The 24,836-nt window shown below is 64.5% G+C and carries 22 protein-coding genes, 1 tRNA gene and 1 pseudogene; 8 read left to right on the top strand and 16 right to left on the bottom strand.

Annotated features, from left to right (window positions below; genetic code table 11):
• Positions 1-64: 64 nt before the first annotated feature.
• A complete protein-coding gene (locus M1D32_RS05800) occupies positions 65-478 on the bottom strand; it encodes a thioredoxin family protein (RefSeq protein WP_458781376.1) in 414 nt (137 codons plus the stop codon).
• Positions 479-596: 118 nt separating this feature from the next.
• On the bottom strand, positions 597-1,142 hold the full coding sequence (locus tag M1D32_RS05795) for an acyl-CoA thioesterase (RefSeq protein WP_458781375.1): 546 nt from the start codon (positions 1,140-1,142) through the stop codon (positions 597-599).
• 79 nt (positions 1,143-1,221) lie between these two features.
• Here M1D32_RS05795 and M1D32_RS05790 point away from each other — a divergent pair, with 79 nt between their 5' ends.
• Both M1D32_RS05790 and M1D32_RS05785 read left to right on the top strand, forming a co-directional pair.
• On the top strand, positions 1,222-1,953 hold the full coding sequence (locus tag M1D32_RS05790) for a potassium channel family protein (RefSeq protein WP_458781374.1): 732 nt from the start codon (positions 1,222-1,224) through the stop codon (positions 1,951-1,953).
• 353 nt (positions 1,954-2,306) lie between these two features.
• Complete coding sequence (locus tag M1D32_RS05785; protein WP_458782112.1) at positions 2,307-3,332, top strand: LysM peptidoglycan-binding domain-containing protein; 1,026 nt, start codon at positions 2,307-2,309, stop codon at positions 3,330-3,332.
• A 146-nt stretch (positions 3,333-3,478) separates the two neighbouring features.
• Here M1D32_RS05785 and M1D32_RS05780 read toward each other — a convergent pair whose 3' ends face one another.
• The 4 genes from M1D32_RS05780 to M1D32_RS05765 all read right to left on the bottom strand — a co-directional run bounded on the left by M1D32_RS05780 (position 3,479) and on the right by M1D32_RS05765 (position 6,528).
• Positions 3,479-3,910, bottom strand: coding sequence for a CBS domain-containing protein (locus M1D32_RS05780; RefSeq protein WP_458781373.1), 432 nt, complete (start codon positions 3,908-3,910; stop codon positions 3,479-3,481).
• Positions 3,911-4,323: 413 nt separating this feature from the next.
• Positions 4,324-4,878: a hypothetical protein gene (locus tag M1D32_RS05775; protein ID WP_458781372.1), complete on the bottom strand. Its 555-nt coding sequence runs from the start codon at positions 4,876-4,878 to the stop codon at positions 4,324-4,326.
• A 1,132-nt stretch (positions 4,879-6,010) separates the two neighbouring features.
• Positions 6,011-6,092: transfer RNA gene (locus M1D32_RS05770), tRNA-Tyr, on the bottom strand.
• A gap of 181 nt (positions 6,093-6,273) precedes the next feature.
• Complete coding sequence (locus M1D32_RS05765) at positions 6,274-6,528, bottom strand: hypothetical protein (protein ID WP_458781371.1); 255 nt, start codon at positions 6,526-6,528, stop codon at positions 6,274-6,276.
• A 189-nt stretch (positions 6,529-6,717) separates the two neighbouring features.
• On the opposite strand from M1D32_RS05765, the gene M1D32_RS05760 reads away from it, so the two are divergent.
• Positions 6,718-7,209: a YajQ family cyclic di-GMP-binding protein gene (locus M1D32_RS05760; protein WP_050054209.1), complete on the top strand. Its 492-nt coding sequence runs from the start codon at positions 6,718-6,720 to the stop codon at positions 7,207-7,209.
• 81 nt (positions 7,210-7,290) lie between these two features.
• Here the strand turns inward: M1D32_RS05760 and htpX are convergent.
• Positions 7,291-8,067, bottom strand: a pseudogene (htpX, locus tag M1D32_RS05755) (zinc metalloprotease HtpX); the annotation flags it as partial.
• Positions 8,068-8,269: 202 nt separating this feature from the next.
• On the opposite strand from htpX, the gene M1D32_RS05750 reads away from it, so the two are divergent.
• The 3 genes from M1D32_RS05750 (at position 8,270) to M1D32_RS05740 (ending at position 11,033) form a co-directional block, all read left to right on the top strand.
• On the top strand, positions 8,270-8,755 hold the full coding sequence (locus M1D32_RS05750; protein ID WP_458781370.1) for a Fur family transcriptional regulator: 486 nt from the start codon (positions 8,270-8,272) through the stop codon (positions 8,753-8,755).
• A gap of 7 nt (positions 8,756-8,762) precedes the next feature.
• Positions 8,763-10,259 carry a catalase gene (locus tag M1D32_RS05745; protein ID WP_458781369.1) on the top strand — a complete coding sequence of 499 codons (1,497 nt, stop codon included), beginning with the start codon at positions 8,763-8,765 and terminating at the stop codon, positions 10,257-10,259.
• Between the two features lie 138 nt (positions 10,260-10,397).
• On the top strand, positions 10,398-11,033 hold the full coding sequence (locus M1D32_RS05740; RefSeq protein ID WP_458781368.1) for a DUF2461 domain-containing protein: 636 nt from the start codon (positions 10,398-10,400) through the stop codon (positions 11,031-11,033).
• A gap of 16 nt (positions 11,034-11,049) precedes the next feature.
• On the opposite strand, the gene M1D32_RS05735 is transcribed toward M1D32_RS05740, so the two are convergent.
• The 7 genes from M1D32_RS05735 to M1D32_RS05705 form a co-directional block, all read right to left on the bottom strand.
• Positions 11,050-11,403, bottom strand: coding sequence for a nuclear transport factor 2 family protein (locus M1D32_RS05735; RefSeq protein WP_458781367.1), 354 nt, complete (start codon positions 11,401-11,403; stop codon positions 11,050-11,052).
• A 180-nt stretch (positions 11,404-11,583) separates the two neighbouring features.
• Positions 11,584-13,131 (bottom strand): amino acid permease, encoded by a 1,548-nt coding sequence (locus M1D32_RS05730; RefSeq protein WP_458781366.1) that lies wholly within the window; start codon positions 13,129-13,131, stop codon positions 11,584-11,586.
• Positions 13,132-13,304: 173 nt separating this feature from the next.
• Entirely contained in the window at positions 13,305-13,715 is a 411-nt protein-coding gene (locus M1D32_RS05725) for a DUF779 domain-containing protein (RefSeq protein ID WP_458781365.1), read from the bottom strand.
• 3 nt (positions 13,716-13,718) lie between these two features.
• Positions 13,719-15,245, bottom strand: a complete 1,527-nt coding sequence (gene exaC / locus M1D32_RS05720; RefSeq protein WP_458781364.1) for an acetaldehyde dehydrogenase ExaC — start codon at positions 15,243-15,245, stop codon at positions 13,719-13,721.
• A gap of 98 nt (positions 15,246-15,343) precedes the next feature.
• Positions 15,344-16,735: a helix-turn-helix domain-containing protein gene (locus tag M1D32_RS05715; protein ID WP_458781363.1), complete on the bottom strand. Its 1,392-nt coding sequence runs from the start codon at positions 16,733-16,735 to the stop codon at positions 15,344-15,346.
• Between the two features lie 112 nt (positions 16,736-16,847).
• Positions 16,848-18,281: an FAD-dependent oxidoreductase gene (locus tag M1D32_RS05710; protein ID WP_458781362.1), complete on the bottom strand. Its 1,434-nt coding sequence runs from the start codon at positions 18,279-18,281 to the stop codon at positions 16,848-16,850.
• 104 nt (positions 18,282-18,385) lie between these two features.
• Positions 18,386-19,384, bottom strand: a complete 999-nt coding sequence (locus tag M1D32_RS05705) for a DNA topoisomerase IB (protein WP_458781361.1) — start codon at positions 19,382-19,384, stop codon at positions 18,386-18,388.
• Positions 19,385-19,609: 225 nt separating this feature from the next.
• On the opposite strand from M1D32_RS05705, the gene rarD reads away from it, so the two are divergent.
• Together rarD and M1D32_RS05695 are read left to right on the top strand one after the other, a co-directional pair.
• Positions 19,610-20,539 (top strand): EamA family transporter RarD, encoded by a 930-nt coding sequence (rarD, locus tag M1D32_RS05700; RefSeq protein ID WP_458781360.1) that lies wholly within the window; start codon positions 19,610-19,612, stop codon positions 20,537-20,539.
• A 39-nt stretch (positions 20,540-20,578) separates the two neighbouring features.
• Positions 20,579-21,832, top strand: a complete 1,254-nt coding sequence (locus M1D32_RS05695) for an NAD(P)/FAD-dependent oxidoreductase (RefSeq protein ID WP_458781359.1) — start codon at positions 20,579-20,581, stop codon at positions 21,830-21,832.
• 110 nt (positions 21,833-21,942) lie between these two features.
• Here M1D32_RS05695 and gabT read toward each other — a convergent pair whose 3' ends face one another.
• Both gabT and M1D32_RS05685 read right to left on the bottom strand, forming a co-directional pair.
• Positions 21,943-23,313: a 4-aminobutyrate--2-oxoglutarate transaminase gene (gene gabT, locus M1D32_RS05690; RefSeq protein WP_458781358.1), complete on the bottom strand. Its 1,371-nt coding sequence runs from the start codon at positions 23,311-23,313 to the stop codon at positions 21,943-21,945.
• A 77-nt stretch (positions 23,314-23,390) separates the two neighbouring features.
• Positions 23,391-24,821 carry a gamma-aminobutyraldehyde dehydrogenase gene (locus tag M1D32_RS05685; protein WP_458781357.1) on the bottom strand — a complete coding sequence of 477 codons (1,431 nt, stop codon included), beginning with the start codon at positions 24,819-24,821 and terminating at the stop codon, positions 23,391-23,393.
• Positions 24,822-24,836 lie beyond the last annotated feature (15 nt).

Below are 24,836 nucleotides of genomic sequence, written 5' to 3'. Positions count from 1 at the left end.
AGCGGCGCCCTCTCATGGAGAGGGCGCCGCTTCGTCAGTTTTAGCAAGGGTGGGGCGTCGGGGATCACGCTTCCGGAATCTGCGTACCGTCCTGCGGGCCTGCTGCGGCTGCGGCTTCCTCCCGCTGGCGCGCCACGTGGGCGTGCACTTCGTCCATGTCCAGCGCCTTCACGGCGTCAACCACCTGTTCGAGCTGCTGTGAGTTCAATGCGCCGGGCTGTGAGAACACCAGCACCTTTTCGCGGAAAGCCATCAGCGTGGGAATGGAGGAGATGCCTGCCTCGGCGGCGAGCTGCTGCTCAGCCTCCGTGTCCACCTTGGTGAAGAGCACATCCGGGTGCTTCTCCGAGACGGCCGAGTACGTGGGTCCGAACTGCTTGCAGGGGCCGCACCATTCTGCCCAGAAATCCACCAGGACAATATCGTTGCCCTCGATGGTCGATGCGAACTGTTCACCTGTGATGTCAACGGTAGCCATGTGTCAACGGTACGCGCGGCGGCGCCTGATGTCGCGGCCAGGGCCGCTTGTTCGCTCCCCGCGTCATTGGGAATAACTCCGCCCCCCAGCTAACCCCACCCGCCACCGTGCGGGCGTGCTAGCTCCACACGTGCGGCGCAGGCGTCCGGCTCCCCGGCAGCGCGCTGGACGCCCACCAATCGTGGACCCACGCCGGGAGCGCCAGGTCCGCCGGCGGCTGGCCAAACTCCCGCAGGATCTCCTCCTGGCTGACGGGCCGGCCCTTGTGGACCAGGCGGGTGGCGATGTAAGCACGGGCGTAGATTTCGCCGTCGGCCACCATCCGCTGCTCGAAATAGATCGCCTTTGCGTCCAGGCCGATGATGCGGGTTTCGATCGTGTACTGCTGCCAGAGCTGAAGGGACTTCCGGAATGCGATGGTCTCTGCGGCAACCACCGGGCCCCAACCGCGCCGGCGCATCCGCTTCCACACGCCGCTGCGCACCATCAGGTCAAACCGGCCCAGGTCCATCAGGGAAAGGTACATGCCGTTGTTGACGTGCATGGCGATGTCGATGTCCGTGGGCAGAACGCGCAGCGGCAGCGAGGACCCGTCCCAGACGGTCAACGGCGGGCGGCGGGATGAGGTGATCAGCAGCAGGAGGGTTCGCAGGAGCAGGTGCATGAACCTATGTTACCTGCGGGTAACTTGAGGTGGCGGCAGCAGGTGAAGCACTTGGGAGTGTCCGCGTAGGATTTCCTGCATGACCCAACAACGCTACCGGGACCTGGCGGACTGGCCGCTGACGGTGACGGCGCTCATCTTCCTGGCAGCGTATGCCTGGCAAGTGATTGGCCGCATTGAAGGCAGCGGTGCGTTGTGGCTTGAGGCCGTGATGTGGGCTACCTGGGGCATCTTTGCGGTGGACTACGTGGTCAACCTTTGGCTGGCCGAGGACCGCAGCGGCTGGTTCCTGCGGAACCTCCATGAACTCCTCATTGTGGCCCTGCCGTTCTTTCGGCCGCTTCGCCTGCTCCGGCTGGTGACGCTGCTGTCCGTACTGCACCGGACCCTGGGTGACACGCTTCGGGGACGCGTAGTGACCTACGTGGCGGGATCCGCCGCGATGCTGGTGTTTGTGGGCGCGCTCGCCGTCCTTGATGTGGAACAATCAGCGCCCGACGCAAAAATTGTTACCTTTGGCGATGCGCTGTGGTGGGCCATGACCACTATCACCACTGTTGGCTATGGGGACATGTTCCCGGTGACGCCCATGGGCCGGATGGTCGCGGCCGCGCTCATGATGAGCGGGATCGCCGTCCTGGGTGTGGTCACGGCGTCCATCGCGGCCTGGCTGGTCCAGCGTGTGGAGGACACGGCTGAAGCGGTGTCGGATGCCGAGGAGCCGGTCCGGGCCGGAGTGGCCGAACTGGCCGCGGAAATGGCTTTGCTTCGCCGCGAGATTGCGGAGCTGAAGGACCAGCACAGCCGCTAGTCCGGGCCGCTGCGCAGCAGGTAGCAGGCTGCCGCCGTTTTGAGTATCCGTCCGGGGCCGCCCAAGTACCGGACCGGAATATTCGAGTAATCCCTACTCGTGCCGCGGGCTGTGCAGGGTTCCTAGACTCGGGACTCCTAGGACCGAACAAGTGCTGGCCTGTTCACCGGGTGGCTTCCGATGGCAGCGCCTCCTCGCGGAGCCTCCGTACTTCTGGGTATGCGGACGCCTGCATCGTGCGCCGTGTGCGGCCCGGCTTGAAGCTGGGCAACAGCGCATCACACCTCGATCCGTCCCGCCGTCTCCTGGTGCACATGCACCTGCCGGCTGGACCGAACCTCGATGGGCTACCCATGCACGAGCTCAACCTTAAAGCCACAGATCCACCTGGCAGCAGTTTCGCAACCGATGTCCCCCACACCGACCCGATGGCGGGCGGCCCCACCATCAGCAACAAGCTGTGGGCCGGGATGGCCGCCGCTGCCGTGGTGGCGGCTGTGGGAGTCGGAGCGCTGGCTGCGCCCGCTCCCTTCCTGATGCAGGATACGACGGCGGCTGCTCCCGTTGCGGAGGCAGCGCCCGACGTGCCCGGCGGCGTTGAAGCCGCGGGCCAGGCTGCGCCCGGCACCGATCCTTCCGGCGTCTCATCCAGCGTGGGGCAGGGGCAGACGGCAACACCGGCGGACGCACCACCTGCTGCGGAAGCACCCACGGCTGCTCCGGCGCCGGCTGCCGAACCTGTATCCGCCCCTGAACCACCCCCTGCAGCACCTGCAGCGGATCCCAACCTGTATACGGTGCTCCCCGGGGATACGGTGGGGGCCATCGCGGCCAGGTTCGGCGTGGACATGAACGGGATGCTTGCCGCCAACGGGCTAAGCCCCTTCAGCATCATCGTCCCGGGCCAGACATTGGTCCTGACGGGTCCAGCTGTTGCCGTCCCCGCGGCGGCGCATGCCGCGGCCGGCGCTGCCGCACGGGAGGCTGCCGCGCCGGCGGCTGCGGCTCCGTCACCCGCGGCGGCTCCCGCCGTCGTTCCGGCCGCTCCGGCAGTCCGCACCATCTATGTTGCCGGTGCCGGCGGGCAGGCCATGGTGGACGCCTGCATCGGACCCATCCATTACACGCCCAACGACGGCTACTCGCTTTTCATCACCGAGCATGATTTTTGCGGCGGCTGGGGGCGCTTCTCGGGAATCGGGGTCGGTGAGACAGTGAGCATCCCGGGCTACGGAACGTACACGGTAACTGCCAGGGGCAAGGTACCCAACCCTGGAACCACCAACGATGTCGTCGCAGTATTCGGCGGGTTCCCCCGGGCCATTCTGCAAACCTGCATTCCCGGGACCAGCCAGATGCTCCTCATTGCACTGAACTGATTGCCCCCTGACTGCCCAGGCTTGTTCGCGGCTCCTGGCCTTCGCGGCAGGGAGCTGTGGACAAGGCTGTAAAAGGGCAACAAGAAACGCCACGGAGACGGCTCCGTGGCGTTGGTTGCGGGAATAACCCCGGCGGGCAATCCCGGTTATGCGTTCATCGGTTTGCGTTCCGAAATGTGCTCCACGAGCTCACCAACACGCTGTTCGGAGTAGTTGCGGGCGATGTCCCCCTGGCTGATGATTCCCACCAGCTTGTGGTCGGCGATAACCGGGAGCCGCCGGACCTGGTACCGCTCCATCATTTCGATGGCGGCATCAACATTCGCGTCGGCGTCCACCCAGTGGGGCCTGCCCGAGGCGAGGTCGCGGGCCATCATTTCCCGCGGATCCCGTCCGACGGCTACGCACTTGAGCACGATGTCGCGGTCGGTGATCATTCCCTTCAGCTTGCCGTCGTCACCGCAGATCGGCAACGATCCGCAGTCCAGATCCATCATCATCCGGGCGGCATCTGCCAGGGACTGGCTTTCCTTAATACACTGCGCGTCCGTAGTCATAAACTCACGTACGGCACTCATTGGTCCTCCTTCATCGATTGGTTTATCGACGCAGGGCATCGGGGCACGTGCGCCGATGCTGCCAGCCTACGCCCGGCCCGGCGCCGGTGTCGACGGCGGTTTGCGGAGCTGAACGGGCTCCTGCCTGGGTGGCGGGAAGGCAGAGGTTAGCCGCGGCGGGCGGGTATCAAAGGGCCGACCTTGCACCGCTCACAGCCGAGTGACAATCAGCCGGGAAACGCGCACCGTTCAGTACGGCATTGAGATCAACATTGCTGTCAAACTCACCGTCGGAGAACCGGACGTCGAATGTGAAATACGTCCGTCCAAGAGCAGAGAGCGACGCGTCCTGGTTACCCGTGTGGCCCTAACGTGAACGGGTAGTGCATCTGTCATATCTTCCCTTTCGGATTCATTCGCCATTATGGGTCGAGTCAGCAAACTGGCTCCTGCTTCCGGAGCTTCACCGAGTATGGGATGGAGTCCAGGGTCATCTGGATGAGGGGATCCGGGTGCCGCAGGAACCATTCGTAGGCGCGGTCGTCGTCCGCAGTCCACCAGGGCTTCGGCAGCCCGCTGCGCTTCCGGGCCTTGCGCCCCCGCCACTCTTCGGTGACGTTGAAGTATCCCTGCACCACTGCGAGACCGAAGAGGAGCCCGAAGAACACCGTGACCAGCCCCATGACCAGCCCCATGATCGACAGATTGAAGAACAGGTTGACCAGCAGAATGACGCCAAAGGCCAGGGCGATCAGCGACGCCGGCAGGGCAATCAGTACCGTGAGCAAAATGCTGAAGTAGAAGGAGCGGATCAGGTTGTGATCGCCGCCGCCCGAGCTGGCACCGATGCCCCACTCTTCCTTCGTGTACGCATAGATGGTCTTACCTGTCTTTGCGTATCCGAAGTAGTACGGCCGGTTGATGGCACGCTGATAATGCTCGTCGATCTTCTTCTTCTCCCCCACAGCATCAACCCTATCCGTCATCATGGCGAGGCCTGGTCAGCCTGCCCAGCTGCTCGCCAATGCCAGGGCCCTTCATTGGAATTTCTTACGGCCAGGGGACGTCCTGGAGGATGGTCCGATACCTCATCGGGGAGGGTAATCAGCGATGTTGCCGATTCGGTCCAGCTCGTCTTCGCGAGTAAGCGATGGGCCTACGCACCTAATTTTAAGCATGCTTATTATGGGTTCAGTCGAACGGGAGACGGCTGCGAGTGGAATCGAAATGGGTGCGCTCAGCGAACGGGGCGCACCTTTTTCGTGCCCTCACGTATGTCCGCCGGCTCCTCGTCTCTGCTTGTGCAAATTGAGGCTCCGATGCTGCGGAGTTGCGTCCGACAATCAAAGCGGCACAGTCCTAGACTTTTCGGCATGCACCCCTTAGTGCAATCGCCCTGGTGTTGCTGGCCGCGACTGCCTGGACGGTCACCGTCCTAACCATGCTCATGGTTCTGGTCAAAGCCCGGCGCCGGCCAGCCGACGTCAGGCGTGCAGTCCAGAGTGCCGAGATCCAAAGCTCCGATGAAAGGGCAGCTTAGACATAGCCGAGTGCCGCTGGCGCCGCGCCTTACCGCAGGGCCGCACGCACCCTGTTGCGACCGTGTGCTGGCGGCATCGCTTCAGGCGGCAGATGCGCTGACGGTGAATTCACTAGTGGGGACAAATGCAAGATTCGCGTGTGAGGACATTCCTGCTCGGCCTTGGGCTACTGCCCCTCGGGTGGGTGCTGTTTGAGGTACTGGGTGGACGATCCAGCCAGTACCGTAGCGACGAGGATCTCTATGCGCTGCTCTCACTGGTTGGCATGCTGATCCTGGCCGTCGGGCTGGTGTGCATACTCGGCAGCATTTACGAGTGGATCAGGGAAGCAATCCGGACGTGGCGAGCACCGCATCCGCGTCCGCCGTTGAGCACTTCAGGGAGCCGGATCAGTCGTGACGTGTACGCGCTCATGGTGGGAGACGCCGCGAGGAACGCCGCTGGGGTGACTCTTCGCTGCTGCTGGCGTCAAAGAAAAGCCAAGGCGTGCTCACAACTGTGCTCCCAGGTGAATAAGAAAGACCCGCCCGGACCTCCGAAGAGATCCGAACGGGTCTAAATTCCCGGAAATCCGGGACTGTGGCAGATGAGGGATTCGAACCCCCGTAGGCGTTGCCAGCTGATTTACAGTCAGCCCCCTTTGGCCGCTCGGGTAATCTGCCGAACTTCAAAAGAAGATCACCCCCGGCTGCAGTCTGCGAACCGCCCGTTTCCGGACCGTTCCGCTTCCAGTAACCGCGGGCAACACAACAATACAGAACTTCCGCTGAAGAATCGAATCGGCCCCCGCAGGCCCTCAACGGCAGGGAATTCCCGGCTTTCAGAGCCTGCAGGGTAAGCGTGTCAGGCTTCGCCCAAAATCCTTCCGGCGAGCCGGGCCTCGAACTTCAGGGCCTGCTCCTCGGTGATCTGGTTCAGCTGGACGGCGCGGAGCAGGTCCGCGTGGACGCCTTCCATCCGCGAGGAGGCGTCCGCCACGGGACTGAAGATGATGGAGGCGGCCACCGCCGCTGCCGCCACCGACGTTGCTGCCGTGGCCACCGCACCAGCCGCGGCCGAGGTGGTGCGCGTGACATATCGGACGGCCTTGCGGTGCATGGTGTTCCCTTCGTGCAGCGTTCCAACTCCTACAACTCTGCCCGGGCCTCCTTCGTTCCCCCGGAGCGTCCGCTGAGAGGGAACTGTGAATGCGGCCCACCCCTCAACGGGAGCATCCGTATTAGGCTTGAATTCAGCGACCCAGGCCCTGTCCGCGGACGGGGCCCCCACCAGCACAAGGAGAGAGTCATGGCAGGCGAGTCAACGTTCGACGTCGTAAGCAAAGTGGACAAGCAGGAAGTGGCAAACGCCCTCAACCAGGCACAGAAGGAACTGGCCCAGCGCTACGACTTCAAGGGCGTGGGCGCCGAGGTGGACTTCAGCGGCGAGAAGATCCTGATGAAGGCCAATTCCGAGGAACGAGTCCTGGCCGTCCTGGACGTGCTCCAGTCCAAGCTGATCCGCCGGGGCATCTCGCTGAAGTCCCTGGATACCGGCGAGCCCTACGCTTCCGGCAAGGAATTCCGCCTTGAAGCCTCCATCAAGGAGGGCATCGCCCAGGACCTGGCGAAGAAGATCAACAAGCTGATCCGCGACGAAGCCCCTAAGTCCGTGAAGTCCCAGATCCAGGGCGACGAACTGCGCGTCACGTCCAAGTCCCGCGACGATCTGCAGGCCACCATGGCGCTGCTGAAGGACTTCGACGAGGCCGACCTGCAGTTTGTGAACTTCCGCAGCTAGCCGCGGACCGTCGTTTTTGACGCGCCCCTGTCATTGCCGCAGCACAAAGAGGCCGGCCACGTCCGCATATCGGGCGCGCCGGCCTCTTTGCGTCCCGGCAATCATCAGGTGGGAGGCGTTCACCAGCCGCTGGTCCTGCGGAAGCGGCGCGATGCCCACGCCCCGCTCGATCTTGCGCAGGGCTGAGGCGAGCGCCAGCGGATCGCCGGTCACCTGCGCGCCGTCCTCGTCGGCGTCGTATTCCCTGGTCCTGGAGATGGCCAGCTGGATCAGGGACGCCGCGAAAGGCGCGAGCAGCGCCATCGCCAGCATCGCCAACGGGTTCGAGTTCCGCCGGTCGCCGCCGAAGAACAGCAGCATCTGCCCTACCGAGGTGATGACGCCCGCAACAGCGGCCGCCACCGAGGACGTGAGGATGTCCCGGTTGTAGACGTGCATAAGTTCATGTCCCAGGACTCCGCGGAGTTCCCGGACGTCCAGGAGCTCCAGGATTCCCTCGGTACAGCAGACGGCCGCGTTCCTCGGATTGCGCCCGGTGGCAAACGCGTTCGGATTCATCGTGGGTGAGAGGTAAATGCGCGGCATTGGCTGGTTGGCCCGCACGGAGAGTTCCCGGACTATCTGGTACAGCTGCGGAGCCTGCGCTTCGGTGACGGGATAGGCTTGCATGGACCGGATGGCAATTTTGTCGCTGTTCCAATACCCGTAGGCCGTCGTCGCAACCCCCACCAGTGCCATGATCCAGATGGGCGCGGAACTGCGGGTGCTGGCGCCGATCAGCGCCCCAAGGCCCAGCAGTACCGCCCACAGGACGCCGAAGAGCGCCGCCGTCTTAAGCCCGTTGTAGTGTTTGTGCACTTCTCATCCTCCCTCTTCTATGGGAACGGCTTTTTGCTTCTATGGGAACGGCTTTTTGCGGGGCAGGGTTCCGTGCCACCTCCTTGAGAAGCGCCGGTGGATCACTCAGCGAACCACTCCTGATACAGAAGTTGCCTATGGGTCTGGCGAGGTTAGCCAAGCCTTATTGTGAGATGTTCATAATAAGTGCTTCAATAGTGTCATGACAGAGCACTTTGACGGCCACGAGGCATGGGCTGCCGCCCTGCGCGCCCATGGCCGCAGGGTGACCAAGCAGCGGCTTGCGGTGCTCGCCGCCGTCGAAAGCCATCCCCACTCCCCTGCGGAAAGCATTCTGGCCGCGGCCCGCGCCGAGCTTCCGGAACTCACGGCCCAGTCCGTGTATGTGGTCCTCGGGGACCTGACAGACCTGCATATGCTTCGCAGGTTCGAACCCCCGCACTCCCCGGCGCTGTACGAAACCCGGGTCGGCGACAACCACCACCACGCCATCTGCATCAGCTGCGGCCGCGTGGAGGACGTGGACTGCGCTGTGGGCCACGCGCCCTGCCTCACGCCCCACTGGGACGAGACCACCAGGCCCATGACCATCCAGATCGCCGATGTGATGTACCAGGGCATCTGCCAGGACTGCCAGCAGTCCCAACAACTTCCTTCCAATCGTCCCTCAGAAGAAATAGAGAAATAGGAGAACAATGACTGCCATTTCAACAACCCAGTCAGGTGCCCCCGTTACGTCCGACGCACACTCAAAGTCAGTCGGTGCCGACGGTGCCATCATCCTGACTGACCACTACCTGGTGGAAAAGCTCGCCCAGTTCAACCGTGAGCGGGTGCCGGAGCGCGTAGTGCACGCCAAGGGCGGCGGTGCATTCGGTACGTTCAAGACCACCGAGGACGTGTCCAAGTACACGAAGGCAGCCTTCCTCCAGCCCGGCGTCGAAACCGAGATGCTGATCCGCTTCTCCTCCGTCGCGGGCGAGAACGGTTCCCCGGACACCTGGCGCGATCCCCGCGGTTTCGCCGTGAAGTTCTACACTTCCGAGGGCAACTACGACCTCGTGGGCAACAACACCCCGGTGTTCTTCATCCGCGACGGCATCAAGTTCCCGGACTTCATCCACTCCCAGAAGCGCCTCCCGGGCACCCACCTGCGCGACGCCGACATGCAGTGGGACTTCTGGACCCTGTCCCCCGAGTCCGCCCACCAGGTCACCTGGCTCATGGGTGACCGCGGCCTGCCCGCCTCCTGGCGCGAAATGCAGGGCTACGGCTCACACACCTACCAGTGGATCAACGCCGAGGGCGAGCGCTTCTGGGTGAAGTACCACTTCAAGTCCAACCAGGGCGTGAACTCCATGAGCAGCGAGCAGGCCGAGGCCCTGGCCGGTTCGGACGCGGACTTCTACATCCGCGACCTGTCCGAGAACATCGAAGCGGGCAACTCTCCGTCCTGGGACCTGCACGTGCAGGTCATGCCGTACGAGGACGCCAAGACCTACCGCTTCAACCCGTTCGACCTGACCAAGGTGTGGCCGCACGGCGACTACCCCCTGATCAAGGTGGGCACCATGGAGCTGAACCGGAACCCGGAGAACTACTTCGCGCAGATCGAACAGGCCACCTTCGCGCCGTCGAACTTCGTGCCTGGCATCGCCGCTTCCCCGGACAAGATGCTGCAGGCCCGCATCTTCTCCTACGCTGACGCACACCGCTACCGCGTGGGCACCAACCACGCCCAGATCCCGGTGAACCAGCCGAAGAACCAGGTCAACAACTACAGCCAGGACGGCGCCGGGCGGTACCACTTCAACGCCCCCACCGTCCCGGTCTACGCCCCTAACTCCGTGGGTGGCCCGGCTGCAGTTGAGCCGCAGAACCCGGCCGGCGGCTGGGAGAACGACGGCGAGCTGACCCTTGCCGCGCACTCCCTCCACGCCGAGGACAGCGACTTCATCCAGGCCGGCGCCCTTTACCGCGAGGTTTACGACGACGGCGCCAAGGCCCGCCTGCTCGAGACCATCACCGGTGCAGTGGGCGGCGTCAAGAGCCCTGGCATCAAGGAACGTGCCATCCAGTACTGGACCAACGTTGACGCCGAACTCGGCGCCAAGCTCCGCGCCAACCTCGGCGCCGTAGCTGTTGCGTCGGCACCGTCCTCCGACGCAGAGGCCGCCAACAAGATCGGCTGATTGGCCTCAAACTGCTGAAAGCCGCCCCGTCACGGATTCCCGTGGCGGGGCGGCTTTTTGTTTTTCCATATAAGGGGCGCTTTCCACATACGCACTAAGTCCATAGCCGCCACTGGCAGCCGTCCCTAGGATCAACGCATGACAACTTTCCAGGGCATCCCCGCCGGCGCCTTCGAGTTCTACAAAGAGCTGCAGGACAACAACAATCGTGAGTGGTGGCTGGAGCATAAGGACAGGTATCAGGAACTGGTCCGTGAACCGATTACACTCCTGCTCGCGGAACTGGAGCCCCGGTTTGGCCCCGGCAGGATTTTCCGGCCCAACAGGGACATCCGGTTCTCCCTGGACAAATCGCCATACAAAACCGCCCAAGGTGCTTTTGCCTCCATCCAGGAAGGGATGGGCTATTACCTGCAGGTCAGCGCGGAGGGGCTGCTGGTGGGCGGAGGCTACCATTCCCATACGCCGGCCCAGCTGGTGAGGTACCGCAACTCGGTCGACGCCTCCGGAACAGGAGAATCACTTCGGCACATTATCGACGCAGTCGGTGCTGCTGGTTTTGTGGTGGAGGGAGAGAAGCTCAAGACTGTTCCGCGCGGGTACCCCCGGGACCATCCGCGGAGCGAGCTCCTGAAGCACAAGTCCCTCGCGGCCAGTAAAGACCTGGGCCGCCCGGACTGGCTGGACAGTCCTGCCGCCGCCCGGGAACTCGGAACATTGTGGGACGAGCTGCGGCCGTTGGTGGACTGGGTTGGCCGCTACGCCGCACCCTGAGCTTCAGCCGGTGGCGTCAGGCACCAAGTTCCACATTGTAGGAACGGATCCGGACCACCCGTCCGTCCAGGAAGTCGTAGATGTCGCAGGACGCAACCCTGCTGATGCTGCCGTCCGCAGCGAGGTAGCTGGCAACGCTGTCAACAACAACGCATTCGGGAGCGACCACCACCCTGAACTGGTCAAAACTGGTTTTCACGTCCTCGAGGTCCCGGGCCAGGGATGTGCAGACATCCACAACGGCTGCCTTGCCCCTCAGCTCTTCACCGCCCACCAGCTCCCAGGCAACGTCGTCGTCCAGCTGGGGAAGGGAATCCTCAAACCGGTGGCTCGAAAAAGCCCTTGCCACCGACTCCGTGACCGTCTGCATAGCGCCAGTTCCTCCCGCGGCGTCCTTGGGCCCACCTCGGGTCCAGTCCTTATTGAACTCCAAAGTCTGCCGGTCCGCACGGGAATTCTTAGGCAGGATGCTGCTGGGAAAAGCAGAACCGCCCGCTGATCAGGAATCAGCGGGCGGCCGGCACAGCTTGGTTGAGCAACTTTTGCGGCCTCAGGCGCGGGTCAAGTTGTCCTCATCATCCTTGGACGACGCGACGGGGGCGCCGTTGACAGCCGTGTTGGCCTCGGCGAAACGCTCGTTAAGCCTTGAGTGGCGCTGGCCGTAGGCGAAGTAAATGGCGAGGCCAATCACCAGCCAGATGGCAAAGAAGATCCAGGTCTCCACCGCGAGGTTGGTCATCAGGTAGAGGCAGAGCACGGCGGAGACGATCGGCAGGACCTTGCCGAACGGGACCCGGAAGGCCGGCTTCAGGTCCGGGCGCTTCTTGCGCAGCACCAGGATGCCGAAGCTCACCACCACAAATGCGGAGAGCGTACCGATGTTGATCATTTCCTCGAGCAGGTCCACGTTGGTCAGCCCGGCCACCAACGCAACCGCGGCACCGCAGATGACCTGGAGGCGTACAGGGGTGGAGCGCTTGTCACTGGTCTTGGACAGTGAACGTGGCAGGAGGCCGTCGCGGCTCATGGCAAGGACCACGCGCGACAGACCCATGAGGAGCACCATGATCACGGTTGTCAGCCCCACAAGGGAACCGAAGGCAATGACCTTGGCCGCGGAGGTGTCGCCCACTGCTTCGAAAGCGGTGGTGAGGGTGGGGCTCTCCGCCTCGGCCAGCTGGGTGTAGGACACCATGCCGGTCAGGGCCAGGGAAACCAGGATGTAGAGGAGCGTCACCAGGGCAAGACCGCCGAAGATGCCGCGCGGCAGGGTCTTCTGCGGGTTCTTTACTTCCTCGGCAGACGTGGCCACCACATCGAAGCCGATGAAGGCGAAGAAGACCAGGGCAGCGCCGGCGAAGATGCCGAGGGTGCCGTACTGTGCCGGGGCCGCTCCGGTGAGGAAGCCGAAGAACGACTGCTTCAGGACATCTGCGGTGCCGGCGCCCCCGGTCGGCTCGGCGGCCGGGATGAACGGGCTGTAGTTATCGAACTTCACGTAGGTGAAACCAACGATGATCACAAAGAGGACCACGCCGATCTTGATCAGGGTGAAGATGTTGCCCACGCGGGCGGACAGCTTGGTGCCCAGCACCAGCAGCACCGTGAAGACGGCAACGATCAGGAAGGCGCCCCAGTAGAGGTCCACGCCGCCGAGGGAGATTGCCGCCGGGACGTCGGCGCCCATGAGGGAGAAGACCTTGCTGAGGTAAATCCCCCAGTACTTGGCGATGACGGCGGCTGCTGTGAAGAGCTCAAGGATAAGGTTCCAGCCGATGATCCAGGCAAGGAGTTCGCCCATCGTGGCGTAGGTGAAGACATAGGCGGAGCCGGCCACGGGGATGGCGGTGGCAAACTCGGCGTAGCACATGATGGCAAGGGCGCAGGTGACGGCGGCGATCGCAAAGGACAGCGTGACGGCAGGGCCTGAGAAGTTGGCCGCTGCCTTGGCGCCGACGGAGAAGATACCGGCGCCCACTGCCACTGCAACACCCATGATCATGAGGTCCCAGGTGCTGAGGGACCGCTTGAGCTTGCGTCCGGGTTCATCGGCGTCGGCCATCGACTGCTCGATCGATTTGGTCCGGAGAAGGTTCATAAGGGGATCACTATCCTGATTTCTGATGGAAACAGACCTATCAACGATAGTGTCCATCCACTGGACGGTCCCAACTGTCCCGAATGGTGAGACGGCCAAAAGACCGAACTTCATTCCGTAAACACGCTTGGGACCCTCCACAAGGAGGGTCCCAAGCACTTTCCATCGAACTGCTAAACGAGCCAGTCCATCAGCGTTGACCGGATCAGGAAGCGTTTGCCTTCCGGTGCTTCCACCGAGAAACCGCTGCCCCGCCCCGGCACCACATCAACTGTCAGGTGCGTGTGGCTCCAGTAGTTGAACTGCTCCCGGGACATCCAGAATTCCAGGGGCTGGGGTTCAAGGCCATCGGAGACATCGAACAGGCCCAGCAGGACATCAGAGTCACCGGTGAGGAAGTCGCCTACGGGGAAACACATGGGCGACGAACCGTCGCAGCACCCGCCGGACTGGTGGAACATCAGCGGCCCGTGCCGGAGCCAGAGCGTCCGCAACAGTTCCGCCGCCTCGGTTGTGAGCGCCACCCGGGAGAAGTCCTCCCCGGGCAGCGTCACCGCGGCGTCGATCGCGTTTCTCGGAGCCATGGCCTAGAAGAAGCCCAGCTTGTTTTCGTTGTAGCTGACCAGCAGGTTCTTGGTCTGCTGGTAATGATCCAGCATCATCGCGTGGTTCTCACGTCCGATGCCTGAGGACTTGTACCCTCCGAACGCGGCCCCGGCCGGGTAGGCGTGGTAATTGTTGACCCAGACGCGGCCGGCCTGGATCTCACGGCCTGCGCGGTAGGCCACATTGCCGTTGCGGGACCACACACCCGCGCCCAGTCCGTAGAGGGTGTCGTTGGCGATGCCCATGGCGTCGCTGTAGTCGCTGAACTTCGTCACGGCAACCACCGGGCCGAAAATCTCCTCCTGGAAGATGCGCATCTTGTTGTGGCCTTCGAACACGGTGGGCTGGACGTAGTACCCGCCGGCCAAGTCGCCCGGCAGTTCTGCACGGCCGCCTCCGGTGAGGACCTTGGCGCCTTCCTGCTTTCCAATGTCGATGTAGGAGAGGATCTTTTCCAGCTGGTCGTTCGAGGCCTGGGCACCCACCTGCGTCTCGGTGTCCAGCGGATTGCCCTGGACCATCTTTTCGACCCGGGCGACGGCGTCGGCCATAAACGACTCGTAGATGTCCTCCTGCACCAGCGCGCGGGACGGGCAGGTGCACACCTCACCCTGGTTGAAGGCGAACAGCGCAAACCCTTCCTGTGCCTTGTCGTAGAAAGCATCAGAGGTGTCGGAGGCGACGTCGCTGAAGTAGATGTTGGGGCTCTTGCCGCCCAGCTCCAGCGTGACGGGTATGAGGTTCTGGCTGGCGTACTGGCTGATGAGGCGGCCGGTGGTGGTCTCGCCGGTGAACGCGATCTTGCGGATCCGGGGGCTGGAGGCCAGCGGTTTGCCCGCCTCCACGCCGAAGCCGTTCACCACGTTGATCACGCCGGCGGGAAGCAGGTCCCCGATGAGCTCCATCAGGACCAGGATGGACGACGGCGTCTGCTCGGCTGGCTTGAGCACCACCGCGTTCCCGGCGGCGAGTGCGGGGGCGAGCTTCCATACGGCCATGAGGATCGGGAAGTTCCACGGGATGATCTGGCCTACGACGCCGAGGGGTTCGTGGTAGTGGTAGGCGGTGGTGTCGTCGTCGAGCTGGGACAGCCTGCCCTCCTGGGCGCGGACGGCCGAGGCGAAGTAGCGGAAATGGTCTGCAGCGAGCGGCAGGTCCGCGTTGAGGGTTTCGCGGATGGGCTTGCCGTTGTCCCAGGATTCGGCCACCGCCAGCATTTCCAGGTTCCCGTCGATGCGGTCCGCAATTTTGTTCAGGATCGCGGCCCGCTCGGCCACGGAAGTCTTACCCCAGGACGGTGCAACCTTGTGTGCGGCATCCAGCGCCAGCTCGATGTCCTCGGCGGTGCCGCGGGCCACTTCGCAGAAGGCTTGGCCCGTTACCGGCGTAATGTTCTCGAAGTACTGCCCTTTCACCGGGGCCACCCACTCCCCGCCGATCCAGTTCTCGTAGCGGTCTTTGAAGGTGACCTTCGAACCCTCGGTTCCGGGCTGTGCGTAAACAGTCATGCTAGCTCCTTTGCTGTGCAGGTCAGGCTTTCGCCGTGGGAGCCAGCGTAGGAGCGGGAAGGTTGCAGCAAGGTTGCAACCTTCGGAACCGGCCCCTCTTAGGCGTGCAGTTCGGCTTCCAGCCGCTCGAGGTCGGCGACGACGGCCGTCCGCTTGGGCGAGCGGGCCGGAAGGAGGCGGAGCGCGGCACGGCGGATGCCGACGTCGTCCCTTGCCTCCGGGAGCGCGGCGTACCTCAGCAGCGACTCGGCGCTGCCGTCCGTCATGACTGCTTCCCGCAGCAGCGACGAAACCTTGTTCCGCAGCTCGATAATGCCCGGCGCCTCGGAGCGGGGAAGCACTGCGCCGCGGTAAATCTCCAGGGCGATCCGGTGGGCGCCGCGTTGCAGGCAGCTCAGCACCTGGGAGCAGTCCGGGACGAGGTCGAGGGGAAGCCGGTATGGCCGGGAGCCCGGAACGGCGTCCGGATCGAGTTGCTGGAGGACTTTGCGCAGCCGCACCATTTCGGCGCGGAGCGTGATGGTGGAACCATCCCCGCGGTAGAGCAGGAGGTTGAGCTCCTCGGCGCTGAGTCCGCCCGGGTGGGTGCTCAGCAGGGCAAGGATTTCGCTGTGCCGGGCGGACAGCGAAACGGTCCTGCCGGCCAGGCTGAGCAAGGCCTGGTCGCGGCCCAGCAGCTGAAGGCTGTTCCGGTAGAGGCTGCCATCCCTGGTGTTGTCGCCTGGCGGGCGGGAGGCGGCACTTGTGGACCGCCGCCGTGCCGGCCTGCTCCCGGGCCCGGCCGCATGTTGGAGCCGTTCAACGCGCAACTGCGCCTGGGCGGCAGCCACCGTTGCCTCTACGAGGGACAGCGTGTGCGGTGCCACGGCGGTGGCCGTGCCGGTGATGTCCACGACTCCCAGGAGCGCTCCGGAGTCGGGGTCGTGGAAAGGAACAGCAGTGCAGCTCCAGGCATGGACAGCCCGCTGGTAGTGTTCGGCACCGGCGATCTGGATGCCGCGGCCAAGGGCGAGGGCAGTACCCGGAGCACTGGTGCCGACGGTCGCTTCGGACCAATCCGCGCCGGGGACAAACATCATGCCCTCGGCCCGCCGCTGCAGGGCGGGGTCACCCTCCACCCACAGCAGGCGCCCAACTTCATCCCCCACCGCCACCAGCAGTCCGCTGTCGTGGCTGGGCTGGACCAGGAGCTTGTTGATGACCGGCATGATGGCAGCCAGCGGATGCTGCCGCCGGTAGTCCTCAAGCTCGTCCCGGTCGATGGCCAGCGGGGCTGCGGCGTTGTCCGGGTCCGCCTTGAAGCTGGCCGACCGCTGCCAGGACTCCCGGATGAGTTTCCGCAGCCCGGGGAGCTGCTGGCCCTCCGGGAGCGCGGCGCTACCCGGAAAATTGCTGTCGCGGGAGTTGTCCAGGTATTCATGCCCGGCGAGGGCGGCGCGCTGGCGCGGTTCGGCGTCGGCTGCCGGGCCTGGCTGGATCAGGTTCCTCATTGAACTCCTGCTGCTGCCTGCGGGCGCGGCTTCAGGTCAGCCGGCCAAGGGGTGGTCGCCATTCTAACGCGGCCCTCCTCCCCCACCTAGGTTGGAGGTGGAGGCCAGGACGTCAGGCGCGGGAGATGCGGATCATCTCCTCGCGCGGCACCACCTTGATGCGTTCGCGCACCACGTGGTCCGCGCCTTCCGGCCCGGTCCAGGCCGCACCCAGGGCGGCTTCGTGGGCGTCGAGCCTGTTCCAGCCTTCCCACGTGGTGTATTCGATGCCGCGCTCTTCCAGCAGGTCGATGATGGCCTGCGGATCAGGATTACGGGCTGGCGGAAGCGTGAGCCGGTCCTCCAGCAGGAAGCCGATCGTTTCCAGGGCGTCACCTTTGGTGTGGCCGATCAGGCCGACAGGTCCGCGCTTAATCCAGCCGGTGGCGTAGATTCCCGGGACCGGGCTGCCTTCGGCGTCCAGTACGCGGCCGCCTTCGTTGGGGATGACTCCGCGCTTGGCGTCGTACTCCAGCTCGTCCAAGGCCGAGCCGTGGTAGCCGATGGCGCGGTAAACGGCCTGTACGGGGTAGTCGATGAACTCGCCCGTGCCCTTGGCGTTGCCGGTACCGTCAAGCTGCGTACGCTCGAACTTGATGCCTGCCACCTTGCCGGATCCGCCGTCGTCGTAAATCTCAACCGGGCTGTGCAGGAAGTGCAGGTGCAGGCGGCGGGAGGACGGGTTCTCGGACTCGGTGTGCTCCTCTACCAGCCAGTTGGTGAGCGTGTTCACCATGGTCTTGATCTGGTTGTTGCTGCGGATCGCTTCATCGGAGGCCTCATCGAACTCGAAGTCCTCCGGATAAAGCACGATGTCAACGTCGTTCATGTGGCTGAGCTCCCGCAGCTCAAGGGGAGTGAACTTGACCTGGGCCGGGCCGCGGCGGCCAAAAACGTGCACGTCCGTGACCGGCGAGGCCTTCAGCCCCTGATACACGTTGTCCGGAATCTCGGTGGAAAGCAGCTCCTCCGGGTGCTTCACCAGCATCCGGGCCACGTCCAGGGCCACATTGCCGTTGCCGATCACGGCAATCTCCTTCGCTTCCAGCGGCCATTCGCGGGGAACATCAGGGTGCCCGTCGTACCAGGAAACAAAGTCCGCCCCGCCGAAGGAGCCCTGCAGGTCAATGCCCGGGATGGCCAGGTCCGCATCCTTGACCGCCCCGGTGGAGAAGATGACGGCGTCGTAGAAGGCACGGAAATCGTGCAGGGTGAGGTCCCGCCCGTAGGTCACGTTGCCCAGGAACCGGATGTCACCGCGGTCCAGGACCTTGTGCAGGGCATTAACAATCCCCTTGATCCGGGGATGGTCCGGCGCCACGCCGTACCGGATCAGTCCGTACGGCGCAGGATACGCCTCGAAGAGATCGATGCTCACCTCGAAGTCGCCGTCTTTCACCCCGCTGGACTTGGTGAGGATATCCGCAGCGTAGACACCGGCAGGTCCCGCGCCCACAATCGCTACGCGGAGGGGACGTGCGGGGGTGGATTCGCCGTGGTTGGACACCTGGGACCCTTCTGGCCGATGACAATACGCCGCAGCTGCAGCGCACAGTCACTTATTCTAATTAACCGGTTCCGCGAAATAACGCTGCCTGTAACGCCGGGGCCCTAGCCGCTTTTGGCCAGCGGCACCACGTTGCCCTCGCGGTAGAGCAGCGCCCGCAGCTCCGCTTCGGCGGAGTCGGGCCGCTTGGGGTCGATGGTTTCGCCCTCGTGGTAGTGGTCCAGCACGCGCGGGTCAACGTAGCTCTTACGCGCGATCGACGGCGTATTGCCAAGCACCTCGGACGCTTCGATCATGGCACGGCTGATGGCCCGCTTGCGCTTGGCAGCCGTCCGCTGGGGGCCCGTCCTGGCGAGGCTGGCGGCGGCAGCCACCGTGCCCCGCAGCGTCCGGAAGTCCTTGGCGGTGAAGTCCGAACCGGTCCGCTCCTTCACGTACGCATTGATGTCCGCGCTGGTGACGGGCCGCCATTGCCGGCCTTCCTTATATGCCAGGAGCCTGGCGTTGGCGCCGCGGCGCTTGAGCAGGCGCAGCAGGGCCGCGAGGTCGGCGTCGCGGATTTCGGACTCCCAGTCCTTGCCGCTCTTGGCCGGGAACCTCAGATGGATCCGGTCCTTGCGCACCTGGACGTGGGCGCACAGCAGGGTGGCCAGACCGTGGCTGCCGTTTTCGTTGGTATACCGCTCGGACCCCACCCGCAGGGACCCGCTGTCCAGCATCCTGAAGGCTCCGGCGAGGACCCGCTCGCGGGAGAACCCCTCGCCGCGCAGGTCCATGGTGACCCGCCGGCGGGCGGCGGGAAGCGATTCGGCCAGTTGCAGGGCCCGGTCGAACTTCAGCCGGTCCTTCCGTTCCCGCCATTCCGGGTGGTAGATGTACTGCCGCCGGCCCACAGCGTCCACCCCGGTGGCCTGGATGTGCCCGTTTTCAAACGGGGCGATCCACACGTCTGTCCAGGCCGGCGGGATACCGATGCCCTCCAGCCGCTCACGGACAGGGCCCGGCGGCAGCGTGGAACCATCGAGGTCCCGGTAGCTGAACCCCTTGCCTGCGGCGACCCGGCGGTATCCACGGCCTGAGGCGTTGCTGCGCCGGAGCCTCATCAGGTGGCCTCCATCCGGTCGGCAAATATCATAAAAGCAAGCCTACTGATTATTTGCCGGAATACCTGCCCTGGAACTGATGTTATGGATGTCGTGCCCTCTCCCGATGGATCCCCCTCGCCTGTCCCTGCTCCGTCCGCACCTCCGGCATGGCCCTCTGCGCCGGGGTCGGAAGTTCCGGGGGCAGCGTCCGCGGCAGGCAGCAGGGGTGCGCCGCCCAAGGCAGTGGATAAGGAGACGACGGCGGGGATCCTTTTTGGCATTGGGGCGTACGGGCTGTGGGGGCTGCTCCCCCTGTACTTCTTTGTCCTGATGCCGGCCGGTGCCGTGGAAATCGTGGCGAACCGCGTGGTGTGGTCGCTGCTGTTCTGCGCGCTGCTGATCACCGTCACCCGTTCGTGGGCCGCCCTGGCCGGAGCGCTGCGGAACCGCGCCGTGTTTGGCTCCCTGGCCCTGGCGGCGTTCCTGATTGCCGTCAACTGGCTGACGTACACGTACGGGGTGACCACGGGACAGGCAGTGGAGGCCTCCCTCGGCTACTTCATCAACCCGCTGGTCTCCGTCCTGCTGGGCGTGTTTGTGCTGAAGGAAAAGCTTCGTCCGCTGCAGTGGGCGGCGGTGGGGATCGGGTTCGTCGCGGTGGGCGTCCTCACCTATTCCTACGGCAAGCTGCCGTGGATCGCCCTGACCCTGGCATTCAGCTTTGGCCTCTACGGCTTCGTCAAGAAACGTGTTGGCCCCAGGGTTGACGCCGTCACCAGCCTCAGTGTGGAAACCATGGTGCTGGCCCCGTTCGCGGCGGTGACCATGGTCTACCTCGCCGCAGCCGGAACGGCGACCCTCACCACCCAGGGCCCGGGCCATTTCTGGCTCCTGCTGGCCTCCGGTGTGATCACCGCGGTGCCGCTGTTGTTCTTCGGTGCCTCCGCGCGCAGGCTCCCCATGACCACCATCGGGCTGCTCCAGTACTTCGCACCCCTGCTGCAGTTTGTCCTCGCCCTCGTGGTGTTCAAGGAAGCGATGACCCCCGACCGGTGGATCGGGTTCGGAGTGGTCTGGGTGGCCTTGCTCGTCCTGACCGTGGACATGCTCCGGAACGCACGCAAGACGTCCGTGGCACGGCGGGCGAGCAAAGCGGCTCTGAAATCCTCCTAGGCACTGTTGCCGGGACCCCCGGTGGAGTAGGTTGCTCGGATGGAGGACTCATATCAGGTCATCGTGGCCGGGGCCGGTTTCGGCGGCATAGCCGCAGCGAAGGAACTTGGCCGCAAGGGCGTGCGCGTACTGCTGATCGATTCGAACAACTACCACCAGTTCCAGCCCCTGCTGTACCAAGTGGCCACGTCACAGATCGGCGTGTCAGCCATAGCCCGGCCCATTCGGTCCGTCTTCCGGCGGCTTCGAAACGTTCGGGTGCTGACTGCGGAGGTGGCCGCAATTGATGCCGCCAATCACACTGTCACCACCGCCGAGGGTGACACGTTCCGGGCCCAGGCCCTGGTGGTTGCCGTCGGCGCCGTGCCGAACTTTTTCAATACCCCCGGCGCCGAGGAACATGCCTTCCCGTTGTATTCGGTCACGGACGCCACGCGGCTGGGCACCAGCGTGACGCGGCTCCTGGACCGGGCCGACAGGGAGCCGGAGTCCGCAGTGGACATGGTGGTGGTCGGTGGCGGCCCTACCGGCGTGGAGACCGCCGGAGCCCTGGCGGAGAACATCAAATTCGTGGTGACCAAGTACTTCTCCCCTGAACTTGCGGCACGCTGCCGCGTGCACCTCGTGGACATGGTCCCGACAGTACTGACCATGTTCTCGTCCAAGTCGCAGGAATATACCCGGCAGCGCCTCACGAAGATCGGTGTCCAACTGCACATGGGAGTTGGCGTGACCGAGGTCAGGGCAGATGGTGTGACGCTTGCAGACGGGACGGACATCCCGGGCGGCATCGTGGTCTGGGCCGGCGGCCTGAAAGCCGGCGACCTGCTCGCCGGTTCGGGGCTTCCCCAGGGAAAAGGTGGACGGATCGACGTCCGCACGGACCTGACTGCTCCCGGTTTGGAAGGCGTCTACGTCATCGGCGACGCAGCCAACATCACCGATTCAACCGGGGCGAAGCTGCCGCAGCTTGGGTCCGTGGCCCAGCAGGCCGGAAAGTGGGCGGCCCGCAACGTCTATGCCGATCTCAACGGCGGTACCCGGCAGCCTTTCCGCTACACGGACAAGGGATACATGGCCATGATCGGCCGCGGTGCCGCCGTCGCTGAACTTGGCCGCAAGCGCGTCCAGCTTCAGGGATCCTTGGCTTTTGTGTCCTGGCTCCTGGTCCATCTTGCCCTCCTGTCCGGATTCCAGCAGAAAGTCCGTGCCTTGTTTTCCTGGCTCAACGGGTATGTCCTGCACAGCCCGGCGCAGGTCGTCATTGGCGGACCGGACAACGACGTCAGATAGCGGCGTCAGAATACATCGCTGTTAACCCCTGAGGCCCCGGAACGGTAGTTCCGGGGCCTCAGGATTTGTTCGCGCCGTTGCGAGGAGGCGCTAACTCCAGGTGCCTGCCGTTATGCGTTGGCCTTGATGGCCGCGGCAAGGACGTCCAGGCCGTCGTTCAGCAGGTCATCGGTGATGACCAGCGGGGGCAGCAGGCGGATGACGTTGCCGTAGGTGCCGCAGGTGAGGATGATGACGCCTTCCTTGAGGCAGGCGGCGGCAACGGCCTTGGTCAGTTCCGGGTTTGGTTCCTTGGAACCGGCCTGGACCAGTTCGATGGCCAGCATCGCGCCGCGGCCGCGGACGTCGCCGATCACGCCTGTGCCGGTGCCAACCAGTTCGGTCTGCAGTTCGCGGAGGCGGGTGGTGGCAACAGCTTCGATGTGGCGGGCGCGGCCGGCCAGGTCGTATTCCTCCATGGTCCCGATGGAGGCGAGGGCGGCGGCGCAGGCTACCGGGTTGCCGCCGTAGGTGCCGCCCAGGCCGCCGGGGTGGACGGCGTCGAGCAGGTCTGCCCGTCCGGTGATGGCGGACAGCGGCATGCCGCCGGCGATGCCCTTGGCCAGGGTCATGATGTCCGGGATGACGCCTTCGTGGTTCACGGCAAACCATTCACCGGTGCGGCAGAACCCGGACTGGACTTCGTCGGCGATGAAGACGATGCCCTTCTCCTTGGCCCAGTCAGCCAGCGCGGGGAGGAAACCCTCGGCCGGGACAATGAAGCCGCCCTCGCCCTGGATGGGCTCGATGATGATCGCGGCGACCTGGTCCCCGCCGATCTGCTTCTCGATCATGGTGATGGCGCGCTTGGCGGCCTCGGCACCGGTGATCTCCGGGTTTTCCTCACGGTACGGGTAGCTCATGGGCATGCGGTAGACCTCGGGCGCGAACGGACCGAAGTTGGTCTTGTACGGCATGGCCTTGGCGGTCAGCGCCATGGTGAGGTTGGTGCGGCCGTGGTAGGCGTGGTCGAAAGCCACGACGGCGTCGCGCCCGGTGGCCAGGCGCGCCACCTTGATGGCGTTCTCCACTGCTTCGGCACCGGAGTTGAACAGGACTGTCCGCTTTTCGTGGTCGCCCGGGGTGAGGCGGTTCAGCTGCTCGGCGACGGCCACGTAGCCTTCGTACGGGGTGACCATGAAGCAGGTGTGCGTGAAGTGCTCCACAGCTTCCTTCACGGCGCCCACGACGGCGGGATCGGAGGCTCCGACGCTGGTCACGGCAATGCCTGAACCCAGGTCAATGAAGGAGTTGCCGTCCACGTCGTGGATGATGCCGCCGTCGGCGTCTGCAACGTAAACCGGGACGCCGGACGCAACGCCTGCGGCGACTACGGACTTGCGCCGCTCCGCCAGGGCCAGCGACTTGGGGCCCGGGAAGTCGGCCTGGACGCGCCGCTTCTGCTCCAGGCGGAAGGTGATGTCTGATGCGGTGGTGGTCATGATGATTCTTTCCTTGCTGGGTGGGCCCACGCCGGCGGGATTCCCTGGCCGAAGCGGAGCGAGGTTGAGGGGCAGGATTAGGCGTCGAGCGCGGACATCACGTGCTTGATGCGCGTGTAGTCCTCGACGCCGTACATGGAGAGGTCCTTGCCGTAGCCGGACTGTTTGAAGCCGCCGTGGGGCATCTCGGCGGTGAGCAGGATGTGGGTGTTGATCCAGACTGCGCCGAAGTCCAGGTCGCGGCTCAGGCGCATGGCGGTGCCGTGGTTGGAGGTCCACACACTGGAGGCCAGGGCGTAGTCCACATCGTTGGCCAGCTCCACGGCTTCCTGCTCCGTGCTGAACTTCTGCACGGTGATGACCGGGCCGAACGTTTCCTGCTGGACGATGTTGTCCGACTGCTTCGCGCCAGTGATGATGGTGGGCTCAAAGAAGAAGCCCTTCTCCCCCGCCCGGTGTCCACCGGTTTCGATCCGGCAGTGCGCGGGCAGGCTCTCCACCACCGAGGTGACCTGGTTGAAGTGGTTCACGTTGTTCAGCGGGCCGAAGTAGTTGTCTTCGTCGTTCTGGGAGCCTGTGCGGAGGGTCCTGGTGTGCTCCACCATGGCTGCCACCACGTCGTCGTGCACGGTTTCCTCGACCAGCACGCGGGTGATGGCCGTGCAGTCCTGGCCGGCGTTGAAGAATGCGAACTCGGCAATCGCTGCGGCGCTCTTCTTGATGTCGGCGTCCTTGAAGACGATGGCCGGAGCCTTGCCGCCCAGCTCCAGGTGGGCCCGCTTGAGGCCCTTGGCAGCACCGGAGGCAACGGCGATGCCGGCGCGGACGGAGCCGGTGATGGACACGAGTCCCGGGACCTTGTGGTCCACCATCATGGCGCCGGTCTTGCCCGTGCCGAGCACAACGTTCAGGACGCCGGCAGGCAGGATGTCACCGGCAAGGCGGGCCAGGACCAGGGTGGACTCGGGCGTCGTGTCCGAGGGTTTCAGGACCACGGTGTTGCCGGCGGCGAGCGCGGGGCCGATCTTCCAGATGGCCATAAGGAACGGGTAGTTCCACGGGGCAACCTGGGCCACCACGCCGATGGGTTCGCGGCGGACGTAGGAGGTGTGGCCCTCGAAGTATTCACCGGCGGACTTGCCTTCGAGGATCCGCGCCGCTCCGGCGAAGAAACGCAGCTGGTCTGCGCCGGCGGCAATCTCCTCCGAGGCGATCAGGGAACGCACCTGGCCGGTGTTGCGGTGCTGCGCCTCCACCAGTTCGTCACTGTTGGCCTCGATGGCGTCTGCGAGCTTGAGCAGCATCAGCTGCCGCTGGCCCGGGGTGACGTGCTTCCAGCTCTTGAAGGCCTCCTTGGCGGCGGCCATCGCTGCATCAACGTCTTCCTGGACGGAAATCGGCGAGCGCGCCACAACGTCACCGTTGGTGGGATTGACGATGTCCAGCGTGCCGGTGCCGGCGGGCGTAACAAACGTCCCGTTGATGAAGTTCTGCAAGGTTTGGACCACGGTGTGCAACCTCTT

The sequence above is a fragment of the Arthrobacter sp. D3-16 genome (assembly GCF_054408515.1).
This window is presented reverse-complemented; position numbering and strand designations above follow the sequence as displayed.